The sequence below is a fragment of the Streptomyces rubrogriseus genome (genome assembly GCF_027947575.1).
Lineage (GTDB): Bacteria > Actinomycetota > Actinomycetes > Streptomycetales > Streptomycetaceae > Streptomyces > Streptomyces rubrogriseus.
In genome coordinates, this window is the sequence record NZ_CP116256.1 from 7814018 (window position 1) to 7834615 (window position 20598).

The 20598-nt window shown below is 72.7% G+C and carries 21 protein-coding genes and 1 pseudogene; 4 read left to right on the plus strand and 18 right to left on the minus strand.

The window, feature by feature from the left end:
- Positions 1-8 precede the first annotated feature (8 nt).
- Together Sru02f_RS35160 and Sru02f_RS35165 are read right to left on the minus strand one after the other, a co-directional pair.
- Positions 9-1937: an AMP-dependent synthetase/ligase gene (locus tag Sru02f_RS35160; RefSeq protein ID WP_109035631.1), complete on the minus strand. Its 1929-nt coding sequence runs from the start codon at positions 1935-1937 to the stop codon at positions 9-11.
- Between the two features lie 223 nt (positions 1938-2160).
- Positions 2161-3447, minus strand: coding sequence for an acetyl-CoA C-acetyltransferase (locus tag Sru02f_RS35165; RefSeq protein WP_109035629.1), 1287 nt, complete (start codon positions 3445-3447; stop codon positions 2161-2163).
- 162 nt (positions 3448-3609) lie between these two features.
- Here Sru02f_RS35165 and Sru02f_RS35170 point away from each other — a divergent pair, with 162 nt between their 5' ends.
- Positions 3610-4902, plus strand: a complete 1293-nt coding sequence (locus Sru02f_RS35170; protein ID WP_109035627.1) for a 3-oxoacyl-ACP reductase — start codon at positions 3610-3612, stop codon at positions 4900-4902.
- Positions 4902-5780 (plus strand): MaoC/PaaZ C-terminal domain-containing protein, encoded by an 879-nt coding sequence (locus Sru02f_RS35175; RefSeq protein WP_109035625.1) that lies wholly within the window; start codon positions 4902-4904, stop codon positions 5778-5780. The genes Sru02f_RS35170 and Sru02f_RS35175 overlap by 1 nt, the downstream gene beginning before the upstream one ends.
- Here Sru02f_RS35175 and Sru02f_RS35180 read toward each other — a convergent pair.
- The 11 genes from Sru02f_RS35180 to Sru02f_RS35230 form a co-directional block, all read right to left on the minus strand.
- Complete coding sequence (locus Sru02f_RS35180; RefSeq protein ID WP_109035623.1) at positions 5765-6487, minus strand: TetR/AcrR family transcriptional regulator; 723 nt, start codon at positions 6485-6487, stop codon at positions 5765-5767. The two genes, Sru02f_RS35175 and Sru02f_RS35180, sit on opposite strands and share 16 nt — an antisense overlap.
- 60 nt (positions 6488-6547) lie before the next feature.
- On the minus strand, positions 6548-7870 hold the full coding sequence (locus Sru02f_RS35185) for a dicarboxylate/amino acid:cation symporter (RefSeq protein WP_109035621.1): 1323 nt from the start codon (positions 7868-7870) through the stop codon (positions 6548-6550).
- A 72-nt stretch (positions 7871-7942) separates the two neighbouring features.
- On the minus strand, positions 7943-8044 hold the full coding sequence (locus Sru02f_RS35190) for a putative leader peptide (RefSeq protein WP_309546884.1): 102 nt from the start codon (positions 8042-8044) through the stop codon (positions 7943-7945).
- A 140-nt stretch (positions 8045-8184) separates the two neighbouring features.
- Positions 8185-8484 (minus strand): DUF4229 domain-containing protein, encoded by a 300-nt coding sequence (locus tag Sru02f_RS35195; protein WP_109035619.1) that lies wholly within the window; start codon positions 8482-8484, stop codon positions 8185-8187.
- A gap of 101 nt (positions 8485-8585) precedes the next feature.
- On the minus strand, positions 8586-9110 hold the full coding sequence (locus tag Sru02f_RS35200; RefSeq protein ID WP_109035617.1) for a GNAT family N-acetyltransferase: 525 nt from the start codon (positions 9108-9110) through the stop codon (positions 8586-8588).
- A 16-nt stretch (positions 9111-9126) separates the two neighbouring features.
- On the minus strand, positions 9127-9765 hold the full coding sequence (locus Sru02f_RS35205) for a UdgX family uracil-DNA binding protein (RefSeq protein ID WP_109035614.1): 639 nt from the start codon (positions 9763-9765) through the stop codon (positions 9127-9129).
- A gap of 224 nt (positions 9766-9989) precedes the next feature.
- Complete coding sequence (gene mqnE, locus Sru02f_RS35210; protein WP_003974455.1) at positions 9990-11153, minus strand: aminofutalosine synthase MqnE; 1164 nt, start codon at positions 11151-11153, stop codon at positions 9990-9992.
- 44 nt (positions 11154-11197) lie between these two features.
- Positions 11198-11656, minus strand: a complete 459-nt coding sequence (locus tag Sru02f_RS35215) for an Lrp/AsnC family transcriptional regulator (RefSeq protein ID WP_003974456.1) — start codon at positions 11654-11656, stop codon at positions 11198-11200.
- Between the two features lie 67 nt (positions 11657-11723).
- Complete coding sequence (locus Sru02f_RS35220; RefSeq protein WP_109035612.1) at positions 11724-12374, minus strand: UbiX family flavin prenyltransferase; 651 nt, start codon at positions 12372-12374, stop codon at positions 11724-11726.
- Positions 12375-12429: 55 nt separating this feature from the next.
- Positions 12430-13335: a menaquinone biosynthesis prenyltransferase MqnP gene (gene mqnP / locus Sru02f_RS35225; RefSeq protein WP_109035610.1), complete on the minus strand. Its 906-nt coding sequence runs from the start codon at positions 13333-13335 to the stop codon at positions 12430-12432.
- A complete protein-coding gene (locus tag Sru02f_RS35230) occupies positions 13332-14789 on the minus strand; it encodes a menaquinone biosynthesis decarboxylase (RefSeq protein ID WP_109035607.1) in 1458 nt (485 codons plus the stop codon). The genes mqnP and Sru02f_RS35230 overlap by 4 nt, the downstream gene beginning before the upstream one ends.
- A gap of 87 nt (positions 14790-14876) precedes the next feature.
- Between Sru02f_RS35230 and Sru02f_RS35235 the strand changes: the two genes are divergently transcribed.
- The gene (locus Sru02f_RS35235) at positions 14877-15200 is read left to right on the plus strand and encodes a PLD nuclease N-terminal domain-containing protein (RefSeq protein ID WP_109035605.1); all 324 of its coding nucleotides are present in this window, start codon (positions 14877-14879) and stop codon (positions 15198-15200) included.
- A 16-nt stretch (positions 15201-15216) separates the two neighbouring features.
- Here Sru02f_RS35235 and Sru02f_RS35240 read toward each other — a convergent pair whose 3' ends face one another.
- The 5 genes and pseudogenes from Sru02f_RS35240 to Sru02f_RS35260 all read right to left on the minus strand — a co-directional run bounded on the left by Sru02f_RS35240 (position 15217) and on the right by Sru02f_RS35260 (position 19482).
- A complete protein-coding gene (locus tag Sru02f_RS35240; RefSeq protein ID WP_164274457.1) occupies positions 15217-15564 on the minus strand; it encodes an RICIN domain-containing protein in 348 nt (115 codons plus the stop codon).
- A gap of 769 nt (positions 15565-16333) precedes the next feature.
- A pseudogene (locus Sru02f_RS35245) lies at positions 16334-16993 on the minus strand (serine/threonine-protein kinase); the annotation flags it as partial.
- Between the two features lie 232 nt (positions 16994-17225).
- Complete coding sequence (locus tag Sru02f_RS35250) at positions 17226-17756, minus strand: LamG domain-containing protein (RefSeq protein ID WP_373103670.1); 531 nt, start codon at positions 17754-17756, stop codon at positions 17226-17228.
- A complete protein-coding gene (locus Sru02f_RS35255; protein ID WP_373103673.1) occupies positions 17753-19015 on the minus strand; it encodes a serine/threonine-protein kinase in 1263 nt (420 codons plus the stop codon). Before Sru02f_RS35255 ends, Sru02f_RS35250 begins: the two co-directional genes overlap by 4 nt.
- 59 nt (positions 19016-19074) lie before the next feature.
- Positions 19075-19482, minus strand: a complete 408-nt coding sequence (locus tag Sru02f_RS35260) for a VOC family protein (protein ID WP_109035599.1) — start codon at positions 19480-19482, stop codon at positions 19075-19077.
- A 94-nt stretch (positions 19483-19576) separates the two neighbouring features.
- Here Sru02f_RS35260 and Sru02f_RS35265 point away from each other — a divergent pair, with 94 nt between their 5' ends.
- Positions 19577-20590, plus strand: coding sequence for a helix-turn-helix transcriptional regulator (locus Sru02f_RS35265; RefSeq protein WP_109035597.1), 1014 nt, complete (start codon positions 19577-19579; stop codon positions 20588-20590).
- The last annotated feature ends 8 nt before the right edge of the window (positions 20591-20598 follow it).

Sequence of the window (20598 nt, forward strand, 5' to 3'; positions counted from 1 at the left end):
GGGCCGTCCTACCCCTCGTACAGCCCCTCCACCGCCCCCGCGAAGTCCCGCATGATCACCTCGCGGCGGAGCTTCATGGAGGGGGTCAGGTGGCCCTCCCACTCGGTGAAGTCCCTGGGCAGGACGGCGAAGCGGCGGATGGACTCCGGGCGGGAGACCAGTTTGTTGGCCTCGTCGACGGCGCGCTGGAGCACCGCGTGGACCTCCTCGTCGTCCACCAGCAGCTCCGGCGGCACCGGGTGCTTGCCGTTCATGCGGCGCCAGTGGGTGACGCCGTCCGGGTCGAGGGTGAACAGGGCGGAGACGTAGGGCCGGCGGTCGCCCAGCACGATGCACTGGGAGATCAGGGGGTGGGAGCGCAGCCAGTTCTCCAGCGGGGCCGGGGCGACGCTCTTGCCGCCCGCGGTGATCAGCAGCTCCTTCTTGCGGCCGGTGATCGTCAGATAGCCCTCGTCGTCCAGGCTGCCGATGTCGCCGGTGGCGAACCAGCCGTCGGGTGCGGCCTGGACGACACCCCCGGCCTGCGGGTCCCAGTAGCCGTGCAGGACCTGCTCCCCCGCGACGAGGATCTCGCCGTCGGCGGCGATGCGGATGCGGGTGCCGGGCAGCGGCCAGCCGACCGTGCCGAGGCGCGGCTTGAGCGGGGGCGTGACGGTGGCCGCGGCGGTGGTCTCGGTGAGGCCGTAGCCCTCGAAGATCTCGATGCCGGCGCCGGCGTAGAAGGCGGCCAGGCGGCGGCCGAGCGGGGAGCCGCCGCAGATGGCGTACTTGACCCGGCCGCCCATGGCATTGCGGATCTTCCGGAAGACGAGCGGGTCGTAGAAGGAGCGGGCGGTCTTCAGGCCGCGGCCGGGGCCGCCGCCGGTGCCGGTCTGGCGGGCCTCCTTGGCCTCGCCGTAGCGCACCGCCACCGAGACGGCCCGGTCGAAGGCGGCGGCCCGGCCGCCGGACTCGGCCTTGGCGCGGGCGCTGTTGAAGACCTTCTCCAGCATGTACGGGATGGTCAGCAGGCAGGTCGGGCGGAAGGCCGCGAGGTCCGGGAGCAGGTCCTCGGGTTTCAGGCTGGGCGCGTGGCCGAGGCGGACCCGGGCGCGGACGCAGGCGACGGCGACCATGCGGCCGAAGACGTGGGACATCGGCAGGAAGAGCAGGATCGAGGGCTCCTCGCCGGTCTCCGCCTTGAAGACGGGGTAGAGCAGCTCGATGGCGTTGTCGACCTCGGCGAAGAAGTTGCCGTGGGTGAGCACGCAGCCCTTGGGGCGGCCGGTGGTGCCGGAGGTGTAGATGAGGGTGGCCAGCGTGCCCGGGCCGAGCATGCCGCGGCGCACCTCCACCTCGGCGTCCGGCACCCGCGCGCCCAGCTCGGCGAGCCGCTCCACGTGGCCCTTCTCCATGACCCACAGGTGCCCCAGGTCGGGGATGCGGTCCAGTTCGGGGCCGAGCGCCGCGGCCTGTGCTGTGGTCTCGGTGACGAGCGTGACGGCGCCGGAGTCCTGGAGGATCCAGCGGGTCTGGAAGAGCGAGGAGGTGGGGTAGATCGGGACGGTGACCAGTCCCGCCGCCCACGCGGCGAAGTCCAGCAGCGTCCACTCGTACGTCGTCCGGGCCATGATCGCGATGCGGTCGCCCGGCATCAGCCCCTCGGCGATCATGCCCTTGGCCACGGCCAGCACCTGCCCGGCGAACTCGGCGGCCGTCACGTCGGACCAGTCGCCCTCCGGCGACCTGCGGCTGAGGACGACCTGGCCCGGGACCGCCGCCGCGTTGTCGAAGGGCAGGTCGGCGAGGGACCCGCGGCGCACCGGCGGCGCGAAGGGCGGTACGTACGCCTCCCGTACGGCCCCGTCCAGCATCCGCGTCTCGGGCGCCACCAGGGTGGGGCCGGGCGAGTCGGCGTAGGCGGCGGATGCGGCGAAGGACGGAAGCGGGGTGGACACGGGCGGCTCCTGGGACGTGCAGCAAAGACACTGCTCCTGCTGTCGCTGCTCTGCTGCATGACGTACGTGCCTCGCGCGCCGAGGCGTTCATCGCCGGTTCCGCGGACATGGGTTACCGGCGGTCAGTTCCGGGATCGTACGGCGCCCAGGTGGGGACTTGGTGCGCGTTCCACGATCTTCCCGCGCCGGACGTGTGCAGTGTTGGGGGTTACCTGAGGGTAAGTCACGTTCGTTCCAGTATCGCCGTCACACCCTGGCCGCCCGCCGCGCAGACGGAGATCAGGCCGCGCCCCGGCCCTTCCCGCTCGGCGAGCAGGGTGGCCAGGGTCGCCACGATGCGGGCGCCGGTCGCGGCGAAGGGGTGGCCGGTGGCGAGGGAGGAGCCTGCCACGTTCAGGCGGGCCCGGTCCACCGGGGCCAGGCCGCGCTTCTCCCAGGCGGCCAGGGTGGCCAGCACCTGGGAGGCGAACGCCTCGTGGATCTCGACGAGGTCGAAGTCCCCGATCCCGAGCCCGGCCCGCTCCAGCATCCGCGGGACCGCGTACGCGGGCGCCATCAGCAGGCCGTCCTCGCCACCGGCCACGTCCCCGCCGACGAAGTCCACGGCGGCCGTCTCGTACGCCGTGAGGTACGCGAGGGGTTCGACACCCCGGGCCTCGGCCCACTCCTCGCTAGCCAGGAGCACCGTCGCGGCGCCGTCCGTCAGGGGCGTGGAGTTTCCCGCCGTCATGGTGGGGCCGGGGGCGTCGAGGCCGAACACGGGCTTCAGCGCGGCCAGTTTCTCCGCCGTCGAGCCCGGGCGCAGGTTCTGGTCGCGGGCCAGGCCGCGGAAGGGGATCACCAGGTCCTGGAAGAGGCCGCGTTCGTACGCCGCCGCCAGCCGCCGGTGGCTCGCGGCGGCCAACGCGTCCTGTTCCTCACGGGAGATGCCCGAGGCCCGTGCGGTCACCGCGGCGTGCTCGCCCATCGACAGGCCGGTGCGCGGCTCGGCGTTGCGCGGGATGTCGGGGACCAGGTGTCCCGGGCGGACCTTGGCCAGGGCCTTGAGCCTGCCGCCGGTGGACTTGGCCCGGCGAGCCTCAAGGAGGATGCGGCGCAGGCGGTCGTTGACGCCGAGCGGGGCGTCGCTCGCGGTGTCGGCGCCGCCCGCGATCGCCGACTCGGTCTGGCCGAGGGCGATCTTGTTGGCGGCGGCGATCACGGCCTGGAGTCCGGTCCCGCAGGCCTGCTGGATGTCGTAGGCGGGGGTGCGCGGGTCGAGGGCCGAACCGAGGACCGTCTCGCGGGCCAGGTTGAAGTCCCGGCTGTGCTTGAGGACCGCGCCGGCCACGAACTCGCCGACGGCGCCCGGCTCCCGGAGCCCGTACCGCTCGACCAGGCCGTCCAGGGCGGCGGTGAGCATCTCCTGGTTGGAGGCGGTGGCGTACGGCCCGTCGGAGCGGGCGAAGGGGACGCGCGTGCCGCCGATGACCGCGACGCGGCGTGGGGGCTGCGGTGCCAGAGGGCTCATCTCGACCTGCTCCTCACCCGTGACATAGGCTTACCTCCGGTAACCTTACTCCAGAGTAAGCAGTAGTGGGCGGCACGTGCCCGACCGCCCGTCTCTGGACACTCCCCCACGCTCGAACACGCTCGCGTGGGGGGACCCCCATCCGCCGCCTGGGAGACAGACATGGCCGACCGCTATCTCAGCTTCACCGGCACCGCACCCGGACGTTTCCTCACCCGCCAGCTCGGGCTGCCGCAACCCGCGGCCCTGCGGCGGGACGCGCTCGACGGCGGTCTGCTGCACCTCACGGCCGGAAAGACCGACCTCGACCTCGCGCCCGTACTGGCCCGCACCGGCCTGCCCCGGGACAAGGACGGCCGCCCCGCCGCCGTCGTCCTCGACGCCACCGGCGTACGGGACGTCGACGCGCTGGCCGAGGTGCACGCCGCGCTGCACCCCGTCGTACGGTCCGTCGCCGCGAGCGGCCGGGTGGTGGTGCTCGGGGCCCCGCTCGACCCGGCCGACCACCACCAGGCCGCCGCCCAGCAGGCGTTGGAGGGGTTCACGCGCTCGCTCGGCAAGGAGATCGGGCGGGGCAGGACGGTCAACCTCGTACGGCTCACCGGCGCGGCGCCCGCCGAGTCCACCCTCCGCTTCCTCCTCTCCCCCGCCTCCGCCTACGTCAGCGGCCAGCTGATCGAGGTCGGGGCGGCGGGCGGGGGCGCCGACCCCGACGACTGGGCGCTGCCGCTGGCCGGACGCACCGCCCTGGTCACCGGCGCCGCGCGGGGCATCGGCGCGGCGGTCGCCGAGACGCTGGCCGACCAGGGCGCCCAGGTCGTCGTCCTCGACGTGCCGCAGGCCGAGGACGCCGCCCGCCGGGCCGCCGAACGCCTCGGCGGCACCGCTCTCGCGCTGGACATCACGGCCGCCGACGCGGGCGAGCGCATCGCCGCCGCGCTGCCCGGCGGGCTCGACGTCCTCGTCCACAACGCGGGCGTCACCCGCGACCGGCGTCTGGTCAACATGCCGGCCGACCGCTGGAGTTCCGTGCTCGACGTGAACCTGGCGAGCGTCCTGCGCACCACGGACGCGCTGCTCGCCGCGGGCGCCGTCAACCGGGGCGGCCGGATCGTGGCGACGGCCTCCATCGCGGGCCTCGCGGGCAACGCGGGGCAGACCAACTACGGCGCCAGCAAGGCGGGGATCGTCGGGCTGGTCCGCTCGCTGGCGCCCCGCGCCCTCGCCGATCACGGGGTGACGGTGAACGCGGTGGCGCCGGGGTTCATCGAGACGAGGATGACGGCGGCGGTCCCGCTCCTCATCCGCGAGGCCGGCCGCCGCATGAACTCCCTCGCGCAGGGCGGACTGCCCGTCGACGTCGCCGAGACGACCGCCTGGCTCGCGCACCCGGCCTCCGGCGCGGTCAACGGCCAGGTCGTACGGGTCTGCGGCCAGAGCCTGCTGGGGGCCTGATGACCACCGCGGCCCCGCCCCCCAGCACCCTGACCGGCGTCCCCGCCCTGGCCCCGCTCCTCGCGCGCGGCGCGCTGCTGTCGCCCCTCAAGCGCCCCCGTCCGGACGCGGACTTCCCCCGCACCCGACTGGTCCTGCCCGGCCTGCGCGTCGACCTCGCGCGGCTCGCGGCGTACGAGCGGGTGTGCGGGTTCGCGACCGGCGCGGACGCGCTTCCCGTGACCTATCCGCACGTGCTGGGCTTCCCGATGGCCATGCGCCTGATGAGCGGCCGGGGCTTCCCGCTGCCGCTGCTCGGCCTCGTCCACACGTCCATCGGCATCACCCGCCGGGCCGCCATGCCCGCGACCGCCGAGTACGAACTCGCCGTGTACGTCGAAGGGCTGGCCGCGCACCGGCGCGGCACCGAGGCGACGGTGGTCACGGAGGTCCGCGCCGGGGCGGACCTGGTCTGGGAGTCCCGCAGCACCTACCTGGCCCGGCACCGCACCACCGCCCGGCCCTCCACCGCCGGTGAGACCCCCGCGGCACAGCGGGAACCCCTCCCGGTGCGCGCCGAGTGGCAACTCGCCGGTGACGTCGGACGCCGCTACGGTGCCGCCTCCGGCGACCGCAACCCGATCCACCTGCACCCGCTCACCGCCCGCCTGTTCGGCTTCCCGCGGGCCATCGCGCACGGCATGTGGACGGTGGCCCGGTGTCTCGCCGAGCACGGGACGCCGGACGCGGCCGTGGTACGGGCGGAGTTCCGGGCGCCCGTGCTGCTGCCGGGGACGGTGGCGTACGGGGCCGGGAACGGCCGGTTCGAGCTGCGCGGCGGTGACGGAGGACGGCGGCTGCACCTGTCCGGCGAGGTCGGACCCTACCCGGCGGCCTGAGCCACCGGCGCGGGCTGCTCCTGCGGCGCGGGCTCCGCCTCCGGCGCGGGCTCCCCCGTTCCGGGCTCCTCCGGTGGGGACCACGGCCGCCCCGCCATCAGGTCGCCCAGGCCGGCCCAGGCGAAGTTCATCAGGGTCGCCGCCGCCTGCTTCGCGGTGACGCCCTCGGTGGCGCCCGCCCAGTCGGCGAGCGACTCCGCGGCCCCGACCAGCGCCTCGGCCAGCCCGGCGACCTCGCCCTCGGCCAGGTGCGGATCCCGGTGCGCGTCGCGCGCGGCGGCGGCGATCAGCTGCGTCACGAAGGCGACGATCTCCTCGCGCATCGCCGCCACCTCGGCGGCGAACCGCTCGCCGTGCGTACGGGCGTGCAGGTGCAGCACCCGCCAGGCGTCCGGGTGCCGCGCGGTGTGCGTGAAGAACGCGCGCAGCCCCGACCAGAGTTGCCCGTCGGCGGACAGCCCCGGACGCACGCCGGCCCGCACCGCCTCGGTGAGGGCGCGGGCCTCGCGGTCGATGCAGGCGCTGAAGAGGTCGTCCTTGGAGTTCAGGTACAGGTACACCAGCGGCTTGGAGACGCCCGCCAGTTCGGCGATCTCGTCCATCGACGCCGCCATGTACCCGCGCCTTCCGAAGACGCTCACGGCGGCGTCCAGCATCTGCTGCTCACGGACCGCACGCGGCATCCGCTTGGTCTTCCCTGCACCCATGCGAATCAGCGTACGGTCCGTGCGGCGGTGTTCCGGACGTCAGCGCCCCGGACGGGACGGTCAGGCGGCGACCGGAACCGGCTCCGACGCCTGCTTCTCCCGCTCCGGCTCGTCGATCGGCGAGGCGTGGGCCTCGTCGTACGCCTTGCGGTCGAGCAGCCCCTCGCGGGCCGAGACGATCACCGGTACGAGCGCCTGGCCCGCGACGTTGGTCGCCGTGCGCATCATGTCCAGGATCGGGTCGATGGCGAGCAGGAGGCCGACGCCCTCCATGGGCAGGCCCAGGGTGGAGAGGGTCAGGGTCAGCATGACCGTGGCGCCGGTGAGGCCGGCCGTGGCGGCGGAGCCGACCACCGAGACGAACGCGATCAGCAGGTAGTCGCCGACCCCGAGCTGGATGTCGAAGATCTGCGCGACGAAGATCGCGGCGATCGCCGGGTAGATCGCGGCGCAGCCGTCCATCTTGGTCGTCGCGCCGAACGGCACGGCGAAGGACGCGTACTCCTTCGGGACGCCGAGGCGCTCGGTGACCTTCTGGGTCAGCGGCATGGTGCCGACCGAGGAGCGGGAGACGAAGGCCAGCTGGATGGCGGGCCAGGCGCCCTTGAAGAACTGGAGCGGGCTGGCCTTGGCGACGGTGGCGAGCAGCGTCGGGTAGACCACGAACATCACGATGGCGCAGCCGACGTAGATGTCGGCGGTGAAAGTGGCGTACTTGCCGATGAGGTCCCAGCCGTAGGTGGCGATGGCCTTGCCGATGAGGCCGACGGTGCCGAGCGGGGCGAGGCGGATGACCCACCACAGGGCCTTCTGGAGGAGTTCGAGGATCGACTCGCTCAGGTTCAGGATCGGCTGGGCCTTCTCACCGAGCTGGAGGGCGGCGATGCCGGCGACGGCGGCCATGAAGACGATCTGCAGCACGTTCAGCTCGGTGAACGGCGTGATGACGTCGGTCGGCACGATGCCGGTCAGGAAGTCGATCCAGGAACCGGTGTGTTCGGGCTTGGCGCCGTCGGCCGCGGTGAGGCCGGTGCCGGCGCCGGGGTTGGTGACCAGGCCGATGACGAGGCCGATGGCCACCGCGATCAGCGACGTGATCATGAACCAGAGGAGGGTGCGGGACGCCAGGCGGGCCGCGTTGTTGACCTTCCGCAGGTTGGTGATCGAGACCAGGATCGCGAAGAAGACCAGCGGGGCGACGGCCAGCTTCAGCAGGCCGATGAAGGTGTCACCGACCTTCTCCAGGGTGGTGACCAGCCACGATATGTCCTGGCTGCGGGCCAGCCAGCCCAGCAGCACGCCGAGGACGAGACCGGCGAGTATCTGGGCCCAGAAGGGCACCTTGAGGTACTTCGTGAAAGAAGAGGGTGAAGACACGGACATGCTCCGTAGGGGGACGGGACGCGGAATGGGACGCGCTGAGCTGACGTGGGGACGACTGGTGAGGGGGGAACGTCAGGGGCGACAGTTCGCGGACGCGCACCGGCAGAGGTCCACGTGCAGGCGCGCCACGAGCGCGAGGCGCTGTGGTGTGGTGGGCGCGGCTGCTTGCTTCATGCACACGACTTTAACACCCGTGCTTTGAGACACTCAAAGCCATACTTTGAGAGGCAGGAGTGCCCTACTGCCCGCAAAACGCAAAGCGCCCCGGTTTCCGGTGAATTCGGAAGCCGGGGCGTGCGGGTGCGTGACGGACGTTACGAGGTCTGGCCCTGCGCCCGCGCCGTGTCGTCGGCGCTGTCCTCCTGGCCGCGGTTGGCCTCCAGGTTGGCCTTCATCCGGTCCACCCGGCCCACGACCTGGACCGAGGCCCGGTCCCGCTCCTTGCGCAGCGCGACGTAGCTGATGGGGGCGGAGACCAGCAGGGAGAGCAGGAGGATCCACATGCCGTTGGAGTCGCCGAGGCCGCGCGGGAACACCCCGGCGTAGACGAGCCCCCAGACGACCACGAGGCAGCCTACGAAGATCCCGAGGCGCATCAGCGTGTAGCGGAGCATCTCAATCCACTCTTCCGTTTCTGGCACAAAGAGGCACTGTCCAGTGAAACATGCCGGGCCGCCGATCTTGCACGGGGGTCGGCCGGGCGGCGGCCGGGGGTTCAGGCCAGGGGCAGCAGCAGGAAGACGTCGTCCCGGTCGTCGCCGGGGGCGACCCGGATCGCGCCGGGGACCCGGCCGACCTCCTTGTAGCCGCAGGACTCGTAGAACCGCTCCAGGCCGAGCCCGCCGCGGCAGGTGAGGCGTATCGCCTCGATGCCGTCGCAGGTGCGGGCGGCGTCCGCGGCGGCCGCCATCAGGTCCCGGCCGTAGCCCCGGCCCTGGTGACGCGGGTGGACCATGACCGTGTAGAGCCAGAGCCAGTGCCGCATCAGCCGGTGCGTGTTGAGGGCGAGGAACGCGGTGGCGGCCACCCGGCCCTCCTCGTCGTGTCCGACCAGGAGGCGGGTACGCCCTTCGGCCATGCCCGTCAGGTGCTTGAGCAGCTCGGGGCGGACGTCCTCGCGCGTCACCGGCGGCACGAAGCCCACGGAGCCGCCGGCGTTGGAGACGTCGGTCCACAGGTCGAGGACGCCGTCGCGGAGGTCGGGGGTGACGGCCGGATCGAAAGTGAAAGTAAGGGACACCCGGCCATGGTAGCTATTACGCGAGTGCTCGTGCGGCGACTTTCAGGTCCGAGAGCAGTCCCCGGTAGGCCGCCTCCCGGTCGTCGGCCCGCAGCACCGCCGACGGGTGCACGGTCGGCACCAGCCGTTCCGGACGCCCGTGGATCTCCTCCTCCAGCACCGTGCCGCGCACCTGGGTGACCCGGAAGGAGGAGCCGAGCAGCGCCTTGCCCGCGGTGGCGCCCAGCACCACGATCAGCTCGGGCTCCACGCGCGCCAGCTCGGCGGCCAGCCAGGGACCGCAGGCGGCCGTCTCGCGCAGGGTGGGCGCCTTGTGGATACGGCGCTTGCGGGGCTCGGCCCGGGTGAACTTGAAGTGCTTGACGGCGTTGGTGACGTACGCGTCCGCCGGATCGAGGCCGGCGTCCGCCAGCGCCCGGTCCAGGAGGTTCCCGGCGGGGCCGACGAACGGCTTGCCCTGCCGGTCCTCCTGGTCGCCGGGCTGTTCGCCGACGAGCATGACGCGGGCGGACGCCTTGCCGGCGCCGAAGACGGTCCGGGTGGCGTCGCGGTGCAGCGGGCAGCCGCGGCATTCGGCTGCCGCCCGGCGCAGGGCGGTGAGGCCGCCGCGATCAGGAACGAAGGGTTGTGCTGTGTAGTCGTCCTCGGTGGCCATGCGGGTGCGGGTACCCGCCGTGGGTCGTTCGGATCCATGCCGGGTGCGGGTGGTTCGTGGCTGATCGCGCCCACGCGGCGGAGCCGCACATCGATACAGCCCCGCGCCCCTGGGTCGGGACAGTCCCGGTGCCTTGCAAGCAGGCGCGAGGACATGCCCTCAGGGGCGCGGGGAACTGCGCGAACGGCCCCCACCGGCCGGCAGCCGGAAAACTACCGCGAGAATCACACTCGCATCGGCTGCGGCGACTCCCGACGTGCCGGGTCGGGACCCTCGTACTCCCGGAGGATCTCGTACCGCGTGTTCCGCTCGACCGGCCGGAACCCGGCGTCGCGGATGAGGTCCAGCAGGTCCTCCCGCGTCAGCTTGTTCGGCGTGCCGAAGTCGTCCGCGTCATGCGTGATCTTGTACTCGACGACCGAGCCGTCCATGTCGTCCGCCCCGTGCTGGAGGGCGAGCTGGGCGGTCTGGACGCCGTGCATGACCCAGAAGACCTTGACGTGCGGGACGTTGTCGAAGAGCAGCCGCGAGACCGCGAAGGTCTTCAGGGCCTCCGCGCCGGTCGCCATCTGCGTACGCGCCTGGAGGCGGTTTCGGACCTTGCCGTCCTTCATGTCCACGAAGTCGTGCTGGTACCGCAGCGGGATGAAGACCTGGAAGCCGCCCGTCTCGTCCTGCAGCTCACGCAGGCGCAGCACGTGGTCCACGCGGTGGCGGGGTTCCTCGATGTGGCCGTAGAGCATGGTGCACGGGGTCTTCAGGCCCTTCTCGTGGGCCAGGCGGTGGATGCGGGACCAGTCCTCCCAGTGGGTGCGGTGGTCGACGATGTGCTGCCGCACCTCCCAGTCGAAGATCTCCGCGCCGCCGCCGGTGAGGGACTCCAGACCGGCGTCGATCAGCTCGTCCAGGATGTCGGAGGCGGACATCCCGGAGATGGTCTCGAAGTGGTGGATCTCGGTGGCGGTGAACGCCTTGAGCGAGACCTCCGGCAGCGCGGCCTTCAGCTCCCTGAGCGAGCGCGGGTAGTAGCGCCACGGCAGGTTGGGGTGCAGGCCGTTGACGATGTGCAGCTCGGTGAGGTTCTCGCCCTCCATCGCCTTGGCGAGCTTCACCGCCTCCTCGATGCGCATCGTGTACGCGTCCTTCTCCCCCGGCTTGCGCTGGAAGGAGCAGTACGCGCAGGAGGCGGTGCACACGTTGGTCATGTTGAGGTGGCGGTTGACGTTGAAGTGGACGACGTCGCCGTTCTTCCGCGTCCGCACCTCGTGCGCGAGGCCGCCGAGCCAGGCGAGATCGTCCGACTCGTACAGCGCGATGCCGTCCTCGCGGGTCAGCCGCTCACCGGAGCGGACCTTCTGCTCCAGCTCGCGCTTGAGCCCGGCGTCCATGCGATACCTCTTTCTGAGACAGACGGGTCAACGGTACGCCCCGGTCACTGGACCTCTTCGGGCAGCTCGCCCACCCGGTTCTCCCACTTGGTGGAGAGAACGATGGTGGTACGGGTCCGGGACACGCCCTTGGTGCCCGACAGCCGCCGGATGATGCTCTCCAGGCCGTCCACGTCGGCGGCGCGCACCTTGAGCATGTAGGAGTCGTCGCCGGCGATGAACCAGCAGTCCTCGATCTCCCGCAGCTCCTTGAGGCGCTGTGCCACGTCCTCGTGGTCGGCGGCGTCGGAGAGCGAGACGCCGATCAGGGCGGTGACGCCGAGGCCTAGCGAGGCGGAGTCGACGGTGGCCCGGTAGCCGGTGATGACGCCGGCCGCCTCCAGCCGGTTGATGCGGTCGGTGACGCTGGGTCCGGAGAGTCCGACCAGGCGCCCCAGCTCCGCGTAGGAGGCCCGGCCGTTCTCCCTCAGGGCCTGGATGAGCTGCCTGTCCACCGCGTCCATGCGATCGAAGCCTTCCACTGAAGAGTTCTGAAGATGTGGGTAACAAACGTGTGGGGGGAGTTGGTGCTCAGTCGGTGGGGCGGGCCCCGCCGAGGTCGCCGCGCCAGCGGCGGTAGAGGCCGTGCCCGACGCCCGCCGCGTCGAGGACGCGTCCGGCGACGAAATCCACCAGGTCCTGGATGTGCGTCGCCCCCGCGTAGAAGGCCGGGGAGGCGGGCACCACGCTCGCGCCGGCGTCGTCCAGGGTCACCAGGTGCCGCAGTGTCCGGCCGTCCAGCGGGGTCTCCCGCACGGCCACGACCAGCCTGCGGCGCTCCTTGAGGGTCACGCTCGCGGCGCGCTGGAGCAGGTCCTTGGACAGCCCGAGCGCGACACCGGCCACGCAGGCCGTGGACGCGGGCACGATCAGCATGCCCTTCGTCGGGTACGACCCCGAGGACGGCCCCGCCGCGAGGTCGCCCGCGCTCCAGTGCCGTACGCCGGAGACGTCCGGGTCGAACGTGTCCGGCTTTCCGTCGGCTCCGCGGGCCAGCCATTCGCGCAGGTCGTGCCGCCAGTGGGCGTCGCGGAAGGAGATGCCGGTCTCGTCGAGCAGGGTGAGCCGCGAGGCCCGGCTGACCACCAGGTCGACGCTCTCGCCGGCGGCGAGCAGCGCACGCAGCACGGCGGCGGCGTACGGGGTGCCGGAGGCCCCGGACACCCCCACGATCCAAGGCACGCGCTGCGTCTGTCCTGGCTTCATGATGCCGAGCCTAGTCGCAGGCTCATGCTTTTCAGACCGTGAGGCCCCTTACGAGCAGATCCAGCAGCGCGCACACGAAGAGGGCGATCCCGATGAAGCCGTTGACGCTGAAGAACGCCCTGTTGAGGCGGGACAGGTCGGTGGGGCGGACGATGGTGTGCTCGTAGAGGAACGCGCCCGCGACGATCAGCAGGCCGAGCCAGAAGAAGACACCGGCGTCGGTGGCGACGGCGTACCAGGCGAACAGGGCCGTGGTGACCGTGTGGCAGGCGCGGGCGCCCCAGATCGCGGCCGGGACGCCGAAGCGGGCCGGGACCGACTTCACGCCGACCTGCCGGTCGGTCTCGACGTCCTGGCAGGCGTAGATCAGGTCGAAGCCGCCGATCCAGATGCCGACCGCGAGACCGAGGATCACCGCCTCCCAGGACCACTCGCCGGTGATCGCCAGCCAGCCGCCGACGGGGCCCATGGCCTGGGCGAGACCGAGGATGGCCTGCGGGAAGTTCGTGAACCGCTTGCCGTACGGGTACACCACCATCGGGATCACCGCGACGGGGGCCAGGGCCAGGCAGAGCGGGTTGAGCAGGGCCGCCGCGCCCAGGAAGACGACGAGGGCGATCAGCGCGCCGGTCCAGGCGTGCCTGACCGACATGGCGCCGGTGACCAGCTCGCGGTGGGCGGTGCGCGGGTTGCGGGCGTCGATCTCGCGGTCGATGATCCGGTTGACCGCCATCGCGAAGGTGCGCAGGCCCACCATGGCGACGGTGACCAGGAGCAGCCGGCCCCAGTGGATGTTCTCGTCCCACAGGTACATCGCGGTCAGCGCGGCGATGTAGGCGAAGGGCAGCGCGAACACCGAGTGCTCGATCATCACCAGGCGCAGGAACGCCTTGGTGCGCCCAGGCTGCCGGGGCAGGGCGGCGGAAGCCGACGTCACAGTCCGTACTCCTTCCAGCGGCGGTCGACCTTCGCCGCCGTCTCCGGGTCGGACAGCACCATGTCCGGCCAGCCCCCGTCGCGGGTGTACCCCTCCTCGGGCAGCTTCTTCGTCGCGTCGATGCCCGCCTTGCCGCCCCAGAACTGCTGGTAGGAGGCATGGTCGAGGTGGTCGACCGGGCCTTCCACGACGGTGAGGTCACGGCCGTAGTCGGTGTTGCCCAGGGCCCGCCAGGCGACCTCGTGCAGGTCGTGGACGTCGCAGTCGGAGTCGACGACCACGATCAGCTTGGTCAGGGACATCATGTGGGCGCCCCAGATGGCGTGCATCACCTTCTGGGCGTGCTTGGGGTACTTCTTGTCGATCGAGACGATCGCGCAGTTGTGGAAGCCGCCGGCCTCGGGGAGGTGGTAGTCCACGATGTCCGGGACGATGATCTTCAGCAGGGGCAGGAAGAAGCGCTCCGTGGCCCGGCCGAGGGGGCCGTCCTCGGTCGGAGGGCGGCCGACCACGATCGACTGGAGCAGCGGGCGCTTGCGCATCGTCACGCAGTCGATCTTCAGGGCGGGGAAGGGCTCCTGCGGGGTGTAGAAGCCGGTGTGGTCGCCGAAGGGGCCCTCGGGGAGCATCTCGCCGGGCTCCAGCCAGCCCTCGATCACGACCTCCGCCTGCGCGGGGACCTGGAGCGGGACGGTCTTGCAGTCGACCATCTCGACCCGCTTGCCCTGGAGGAACCCGGCGAAGAGGTACTCGTCGATGTCGCCGGGGAGCGGGGCCGTGGAGGCGTAGGTCACGGCGGGCGGGCAGCCGAAGGCGATGGCGACCGGCAGCCGCTCGCCGCGCCGGGCGGCGACCTGGTAGTGGTTGCGGCTGTCCTTGTGGATCTGCCAGTGCATGCCGATGGTGCGCTTGTCGTGGCGCTGGAGGCGGTAGAGGCCCAGGTTCCGGATGCCGGTCTCCGGGTCCTTGGTGTGGGTGAGCCCGAGGTTGAAGAAGGAGCCGCCGTCGTCCGGCCAGGTGAAGAGGGCCGGGAGGCGCTCCAGGTCCACGTCGTCGCCGGTGAGGACTACCTCCTGGACGGGCGCACTGCCCGGCTTCACCTTCTTCGGCGGTACGTGCGTCATCGTGCCGAGCTTCCCGAAGGCCTCGCGCACGCCGACGAAGCCCTGGGGCAGCTCGGGGCGGAGCAGCCCGCCGATCTTGTCCGAGATTTCGGAGTACGACTTGAGGCCGAGGGCCTTGAGCAGGCGGCGGTCGGTGCCGAAGACGTTCATCGCGAGGGGCATGTCGGAGCCCTTCACGTTCTCGAAGAGCAACGCGGGGCCGCCCGCCTTGTTCACCCGGTCGACGATCTCCCCGACCTCCAGGTACGGATCCACCTCGGCCTTGATGCGCTTGAGGTCGCCCTCGCGCTCCAGCGTCCTGAGCAGGGAGCGAAGATCGTCGTAAGCCATGCCGTCCAGTATCCCCGAGCGGCTACCCTGGCCCTGTACCTGGGGGCCGTGACGCGTCCCCACCCCTCGCTTGAGCTGGAGAGGCCCATGCTCCGGGTGCTGATGTTCCTCGTACCACTGGCCCTGAGCGTCTACGCGTTCATCGACTGCATCAGCACGAAGGACGCGGACATCCGCCACATGCCCAAGCCGCTGTGGGCGATCCTCGTGCTGCTCTTCCCGCTGGTCGGCTCGATCTCCTGGATCATCGCCGGGAAGAAGCGGCAGCCCGCCGGCTCCTCGCCCTGGCAGGGCGGCGGTCGGCGGCAGTGGGTGGCACCCGACGACAACCCCGACTTCCTGAAGTCCCTGGACAAGGACGACGAGAGGGACAAGGACGGGGACCAGGACCGGGACCGGGGCAAGGACTAGGACCGGCGGCCGGGAGCTACGTCCTGGTCCAGCGCTGGGAGTCGGAGCCCGTGCACGTCGTGGTCGTCAGGCCGATCATGGACGCGCGGCGGTTGAGGTCGAGGCAGCCACCGGTGTTGAGGTTCCTGAGCGAACCGTTCGCCCCCTCCTGCCACTCTCCTCCGAACGAGCCGCAGGTGCCCTTGACGAGCCAGGCGTTCGCGCTCCTGGAGTGGATGCACTGGGCCGTGCCCACGTTGAGGATCCTGAAGGCCCCGCCCGAGGTGCTCTGGAAGCGGAAGACGGCGACGTCGCCCGAGCAGGCGCCGTCGTCGATGGGGGTGCCGACGTACATGCACTTCCCGCTCGATCCGTTCTTCAGCATGAAGCTGTCCGACGCGGACCCGCCGCCCCCCGAGCCGTCCCCGGGGTCCCCGCTGTCCCCGTCCGTCCCTGACCCGCTTCCGGAGCCGGCGGACGTACCCGAGTCGGACGATCCCCCCGCACCGGAGGAGCCCCCCGAGCCGGAGGCGCCGGAATCCGAGCCGCCGCCGGACGCGCCCTGCGCGGCGGCGGCCGCGTCCCCGCTCCCGCCTCCGCCGGGTGCGCCGCCGTCGCCGTCCTGGCTCTTGTTCGGGTCCTTGTCCTTTTCCTTGTCCTTGTTCTTCTCCCTGTCCTGACCGTCCTTCTTCCCGCCGTCCGGGCGCAGCGGAGGCGGAGGCGCTCGGGCCGGTGGCGGAGGCGGCGGGGTCCGGGGCCGCCGTTCCGGTGGCCGCGGGCGGCGCGGCCGCGTTCCCGTCCCGGTCCGCGTCGTTCATCGCGTACGGCAGCAGCGTGAAGCCGAGCGTCGCCCCGGTCACGGCGACCGGGATCACGAGGGCCAGCACCCTCGTACGGCGTCGCCGTTCGCGCTTCTCCGGCCGTCCGCCCGTGACCACGGGGGCGGAGGCGGACGGCGGGGGCGGTACCGCGGCGTCCGGCTCGGGCGGCGGGGGCACGGGCTCCCGGGCGGCGAAGGCCGCCCGTTCGGCCAGCCGCTCGGTGATGTCCCGCGGCCACGGCGCGGCCGCCGACGGCCCGTGCGCCGCGGCGCGTTCGACGAGTTCGGCGGCGGTGGGCCGGCCCTCGTGGTCCTTGTCCAGGCAGGACGCGACGACGTCGGCGAGTTCGGGGTCCAGGTCCCGCAGCGGCTGGAGGTCGGGCTCCTCGTGCACGATGCGGTAGAGCACGGCGTGCCCGGACTCGTCGCCGAAGGGCGGGCGGCCGGAGGCCGCGTACGCGATCACCGAGCCCAGCGCGAAGACGTCGACGACGCCGCTGGACGCCCGCTTCCCGGAGGCCTGCTCGGGCGACATGTAGGCGGGCGTGCCCACCACCATGCCGGTCCTGGTCAACTGGCTCTGGTCGGCGGCCCGGGCGACGCCGAAGTCGATGAGGGTGAGTCCGTCGAGGGTCAGCATCACGTTGGACGGCTTCAGGTCCCGGTGGACCATGTCCAGCGCGTGCACCGCGGCGAGTCCGGTGGCGGCCTCCCGCAGGACGAGCCACAGCGCCTCGGCGGGCAGGGGCCCGTGCAGGTCGACGGCCTCCCGCAGGGTGAGGCCGGGGACGTAGGCGGTGGCGAACCACGGCGGCCGGGCCTCCCGGTCCCCGACCAGCAGCGGCGCGGTCGCCTCCTCGGGCAGCCGGGCGAGATTGTCCAGCTCGTGCCCGAAACGGCGCAGGAAGTCCTTGTCCTCCCCGGCGACCGACGGCAGCACCTGTTTGACGGCCGCGTACCGGCCCTCGTGGACGCCGAGGTAGACGCGGCCCATGCCGCCGGCCCCGAGCCGGCCCAGCAGCGGGATCGGTCCGATCCGGCGCGGGTCGTCGTCCTCCAACGGCTCGGCACCACTGCCCGTGAGGCCGGATCCGGCTTCCCCGCTCAACTCTCTCCCCGTTCGCCGGCGCCGCGTGCTCCGTGCGGGTGCCGCGGCCACTCCAGGAAGCTACATCTTTACCACGGGCGCCCCAACCGCTGTCCTGCGGAACGCTGGTGAGTTCCCGTCAGCCGAGTTGCGCGAGCTTCGCGACCCGCGCCGGAGCGAGCGCCCGGTCGAAGGCCCGTACGTCGCGGATGGCGCCGGGGAAGAAGTCCCGGGGCTGCCCGTCGAAGGAGGCCCGGCCGATCATGAAGGCGCCGGTGGCGGGCGCGGGGCCGGTGTCCTCGACGACCGCCTCCTGGACGCCGTTGACGTACAGGTGCAGCTTGCGGGCCGGGCCGTCGCAGACGCCGGTCAGGTGGGTCCAGACGTGCGCGGCGGGCGCAATCCGGCCGACGGCGCGCAGACCGGGACGGGAGAAGGCCCAGCCCTGGTCCTCGCTGGAGTACTGGAGGTAGAAGCCGCTGGCGTCGGCGCTGTCCTGGCTGACGGCGGTGGCGAAGACGCCCGGCACGGCGGAGAGGCGGACCCAGGCGGCGACGGTGAAGCTGCTGCCCTCGCCGGTCTTCAGCACCGGACCGGCGGTCACGATCTGGCTGCCGGTCCCGTCGAAGGCGGCGCCTTCCCCGGCGCCCTGCCAGGCGACGCCGGTCACGGTGCCGTCGTGTCCGCCCGCGGTGTCCCGCGCGACCTGGCCGGAGGCCTCGTCGAGGGGCCAGAGTCCGACCAGGCCCGGGGGCGGGGACGGCGCGGACGAGGGGGACGGCGACGGCGCGGGCGCGGAACCGGCCGCCGGGTCCGGGTCCGGGTCCGCCGGGCGGTTGAGCCAGAACCCGGTCCCCACGCCGAGGGCGGCGAGCGCGCCCGCGCCGGAGAGCAGGAAGGCGCGTCGGCTCCGGCGGCCGCCGTCCCCGGTCGACGTCGGGCGTACGACCGCCGGTGCGGGCGCCGGCGGGTACACCTGCGCAGGTGCGGTGTCGACGCGGGTGTGCTGATGCGCCGGGGCGCCGCGACCGGCGGGACGATCCGGGTGGGCACGGCGTCCGCGCGGGTCGGACGCGCGGCCGGCGTCCACTGCTGGGCGTGCGGCAGGGCCGTCGCGCTCTCGCCGCCCAGCGGGCCGATGCGGGCGAGGATCTCGCGCGGGGCGGGGCGGTGGGCCGGGTCCTTGGCGAGGCAGTCGGCGATCAGGGAGCGCAGGGCCGGGTCGGCGACGGCGGCGACGTCCGGGGCGTTGTGCACGACGCGGTAGAGCAGCGCGGGTGTCGGACCGGCGCCGAACGGGTTGGTGCCGGTCGCCGCGAAGGCCAGCACCGCGCCGAGGCAGAACACGTCGCTGGCCCAGGTGACCTCGTCCCCGTTGACCTGCTCCGGGGACATGAAGCCCGGGGAGCCCGCCATGTGCCCGCTGCCGGTGAGGGAGTCGGCGTCGACGCTGCGCACGATGCCGAAGTCGATGACGCGCGGCCCGTCCTCGGCGAGCAGCACGTTGGAGGGCTTGAGGTCGCGGTGGACGAGGTGTGCGGCGTGGATCGACACCAGCGCCTCGGCGAGCCCCGCGGCCAGCGTGAGCACGGCCTGCGGGTCGAACGGCCCCCGCTCGGCCACCGCCTGTTCCAGCGAAGGACCGGCGATGTAGCTGGTGACCAGCCAGGGCAGCGGCGCGTCCGGGTCCGCGTCGACGACGGGGGCGGTGAAGGCGCCGCTGACCATCCTGGCCGCCTGGACCTCGCGCCGGAAGCGGTCGCGGAACTCGGGCCTGCGCAGCAGTTCGGCGTGCACCACCTTGACGGCGACGAGCCGCCCGCCCGGGGACCGGCCGAGGAAGACCCGGCCCATGCCGCCCGCACCCAGCCGGCCCAGCAGCCGGTACTCCCCGACGGAGCGCGGGTCGTCCGGCTCCAGCGCTGACACAGATCCCTCCCGGCGTGCGGTTCCTCGCCCCTGTGGGCGGGTCCAGCATAGGGGGGCCGTCAGCGGGCGGCGTCGGCGAACTTCTCGACGGCGGCCGGGGTGACCGGGGTGAAGAAGTTGACCAGGTTGCCGTCGGGGTCGCGGAGGAGGAGCGCGCGGTTGCCCCAGGGCATGGTGGTGGGTTCCCTGACGAACTCGTCCACGAAGCCGGTCAGGTTCCGGTGCACGGCGTCCACGTCCTCGACGAGGAACTCGACGATCACGCTGCGGTTGTCGGCCGGGCGGGCGGAGCCGGGGGCGAAGAGCGGCACGGTGCGGGTGCTGCCGATGGCGAGCGTCCCGGACGGGGTGCGCAGTTCCGCGAAGTCCTCGGTGGCCCAGGTCGCGCGCAGGCCGGTGGCCCGCTCGTAGAAGCCGACGAGACGGGCGACGTCGTCCGTGATGACGCGGAGCGAGACGAGGTTCATGGGGTGCCTCCTGGGGGGCGATCAGTGCCTACGGGTCCCACGCTAGGAGCGATACCGGTCATAATCCGGCCGGTATCGGCGGCAGACTTGGGGCATGTCGCGTCCCGTCTCCCGTGTGCTGACCCTGCTCGAACTGCTCCAGGCGGGCGGTGTGCGGTCCGTGGCCGAACTGGCCGAGCGGCTCGGCGTCGCCGAGCGCACGGTGCGCCGGTACGTCGACCACCTCGTCGACCTCGACGTCCCGGTGGAGTCGGTGCGCGGCCGCTACGGCGGCTACCGGCTGGCCCCCGGACACCGCATGCCCCCGCTGATGCTGACCGACGACGAGGCGCTGGCCGTACTCCTCGGCCTGGTCGCAGGCCGGCGGACGGGGATCACGGCGGCGGCGGGCACGGCGGGCGAGACGGCGGCCGCGAAGGTCCGGCGGGTGCTGCCGGAGCGGCTGCGCCACCGCCTGGACGCGGTGCTCGACTCGCTCACGTTCACGAGCGCCCCGGCCGGGGCGGCCGAGTCCACCGCGGCCGCGGCTCCGGAGGCCGCCGTCCTGCTCCCGGTCGCCGACGCCGTGCGCCATCACCGGCCGCTGGCGATCCGCTACACCGGCGGGAGCGGTGAACGCACCGTGTACCCGTACGGGCTCGTCGCGCACGCCGGCCGGTGGTACGTGACGGGCAGGGACCTCTCGGCCGGGGCGGACCGGACGTTCCGCCTCGACCGCATCCACGGCGCACGGGTCCTGCCCGGCACCTTCGCACCGCCGCCCGGGCCCGGCCCGGCGGAGCGGGTGCTGACGGCCCTCGCCACGGCGCCCTACCGGCACGAGGTGACGGTGCGGGTCCGGGGGACGGCCGAGGAGATCCGCGCCCGGCTGCCGGGCAGCGTGGCCGTCGTCGCCGCGGCGGACGGAGAGGGCGACGGCGAGGGAGAGGGCGAGGGCTGGTGCCGGGTCGAGATCCGGGCCGAGCGGCTGGACTGGCTGCCGGGCCTCCTCGCGTCGCTGGACCGCCCGTTCGTCGTCGAGCGGCCGGACGAGCTGCGCGGCCTCGTCGCGGACCTCGCGAACCGGCTCATGGACGCGGCCCGGGGCACACCGCCGCCGCGCGACTGACGGCGGCC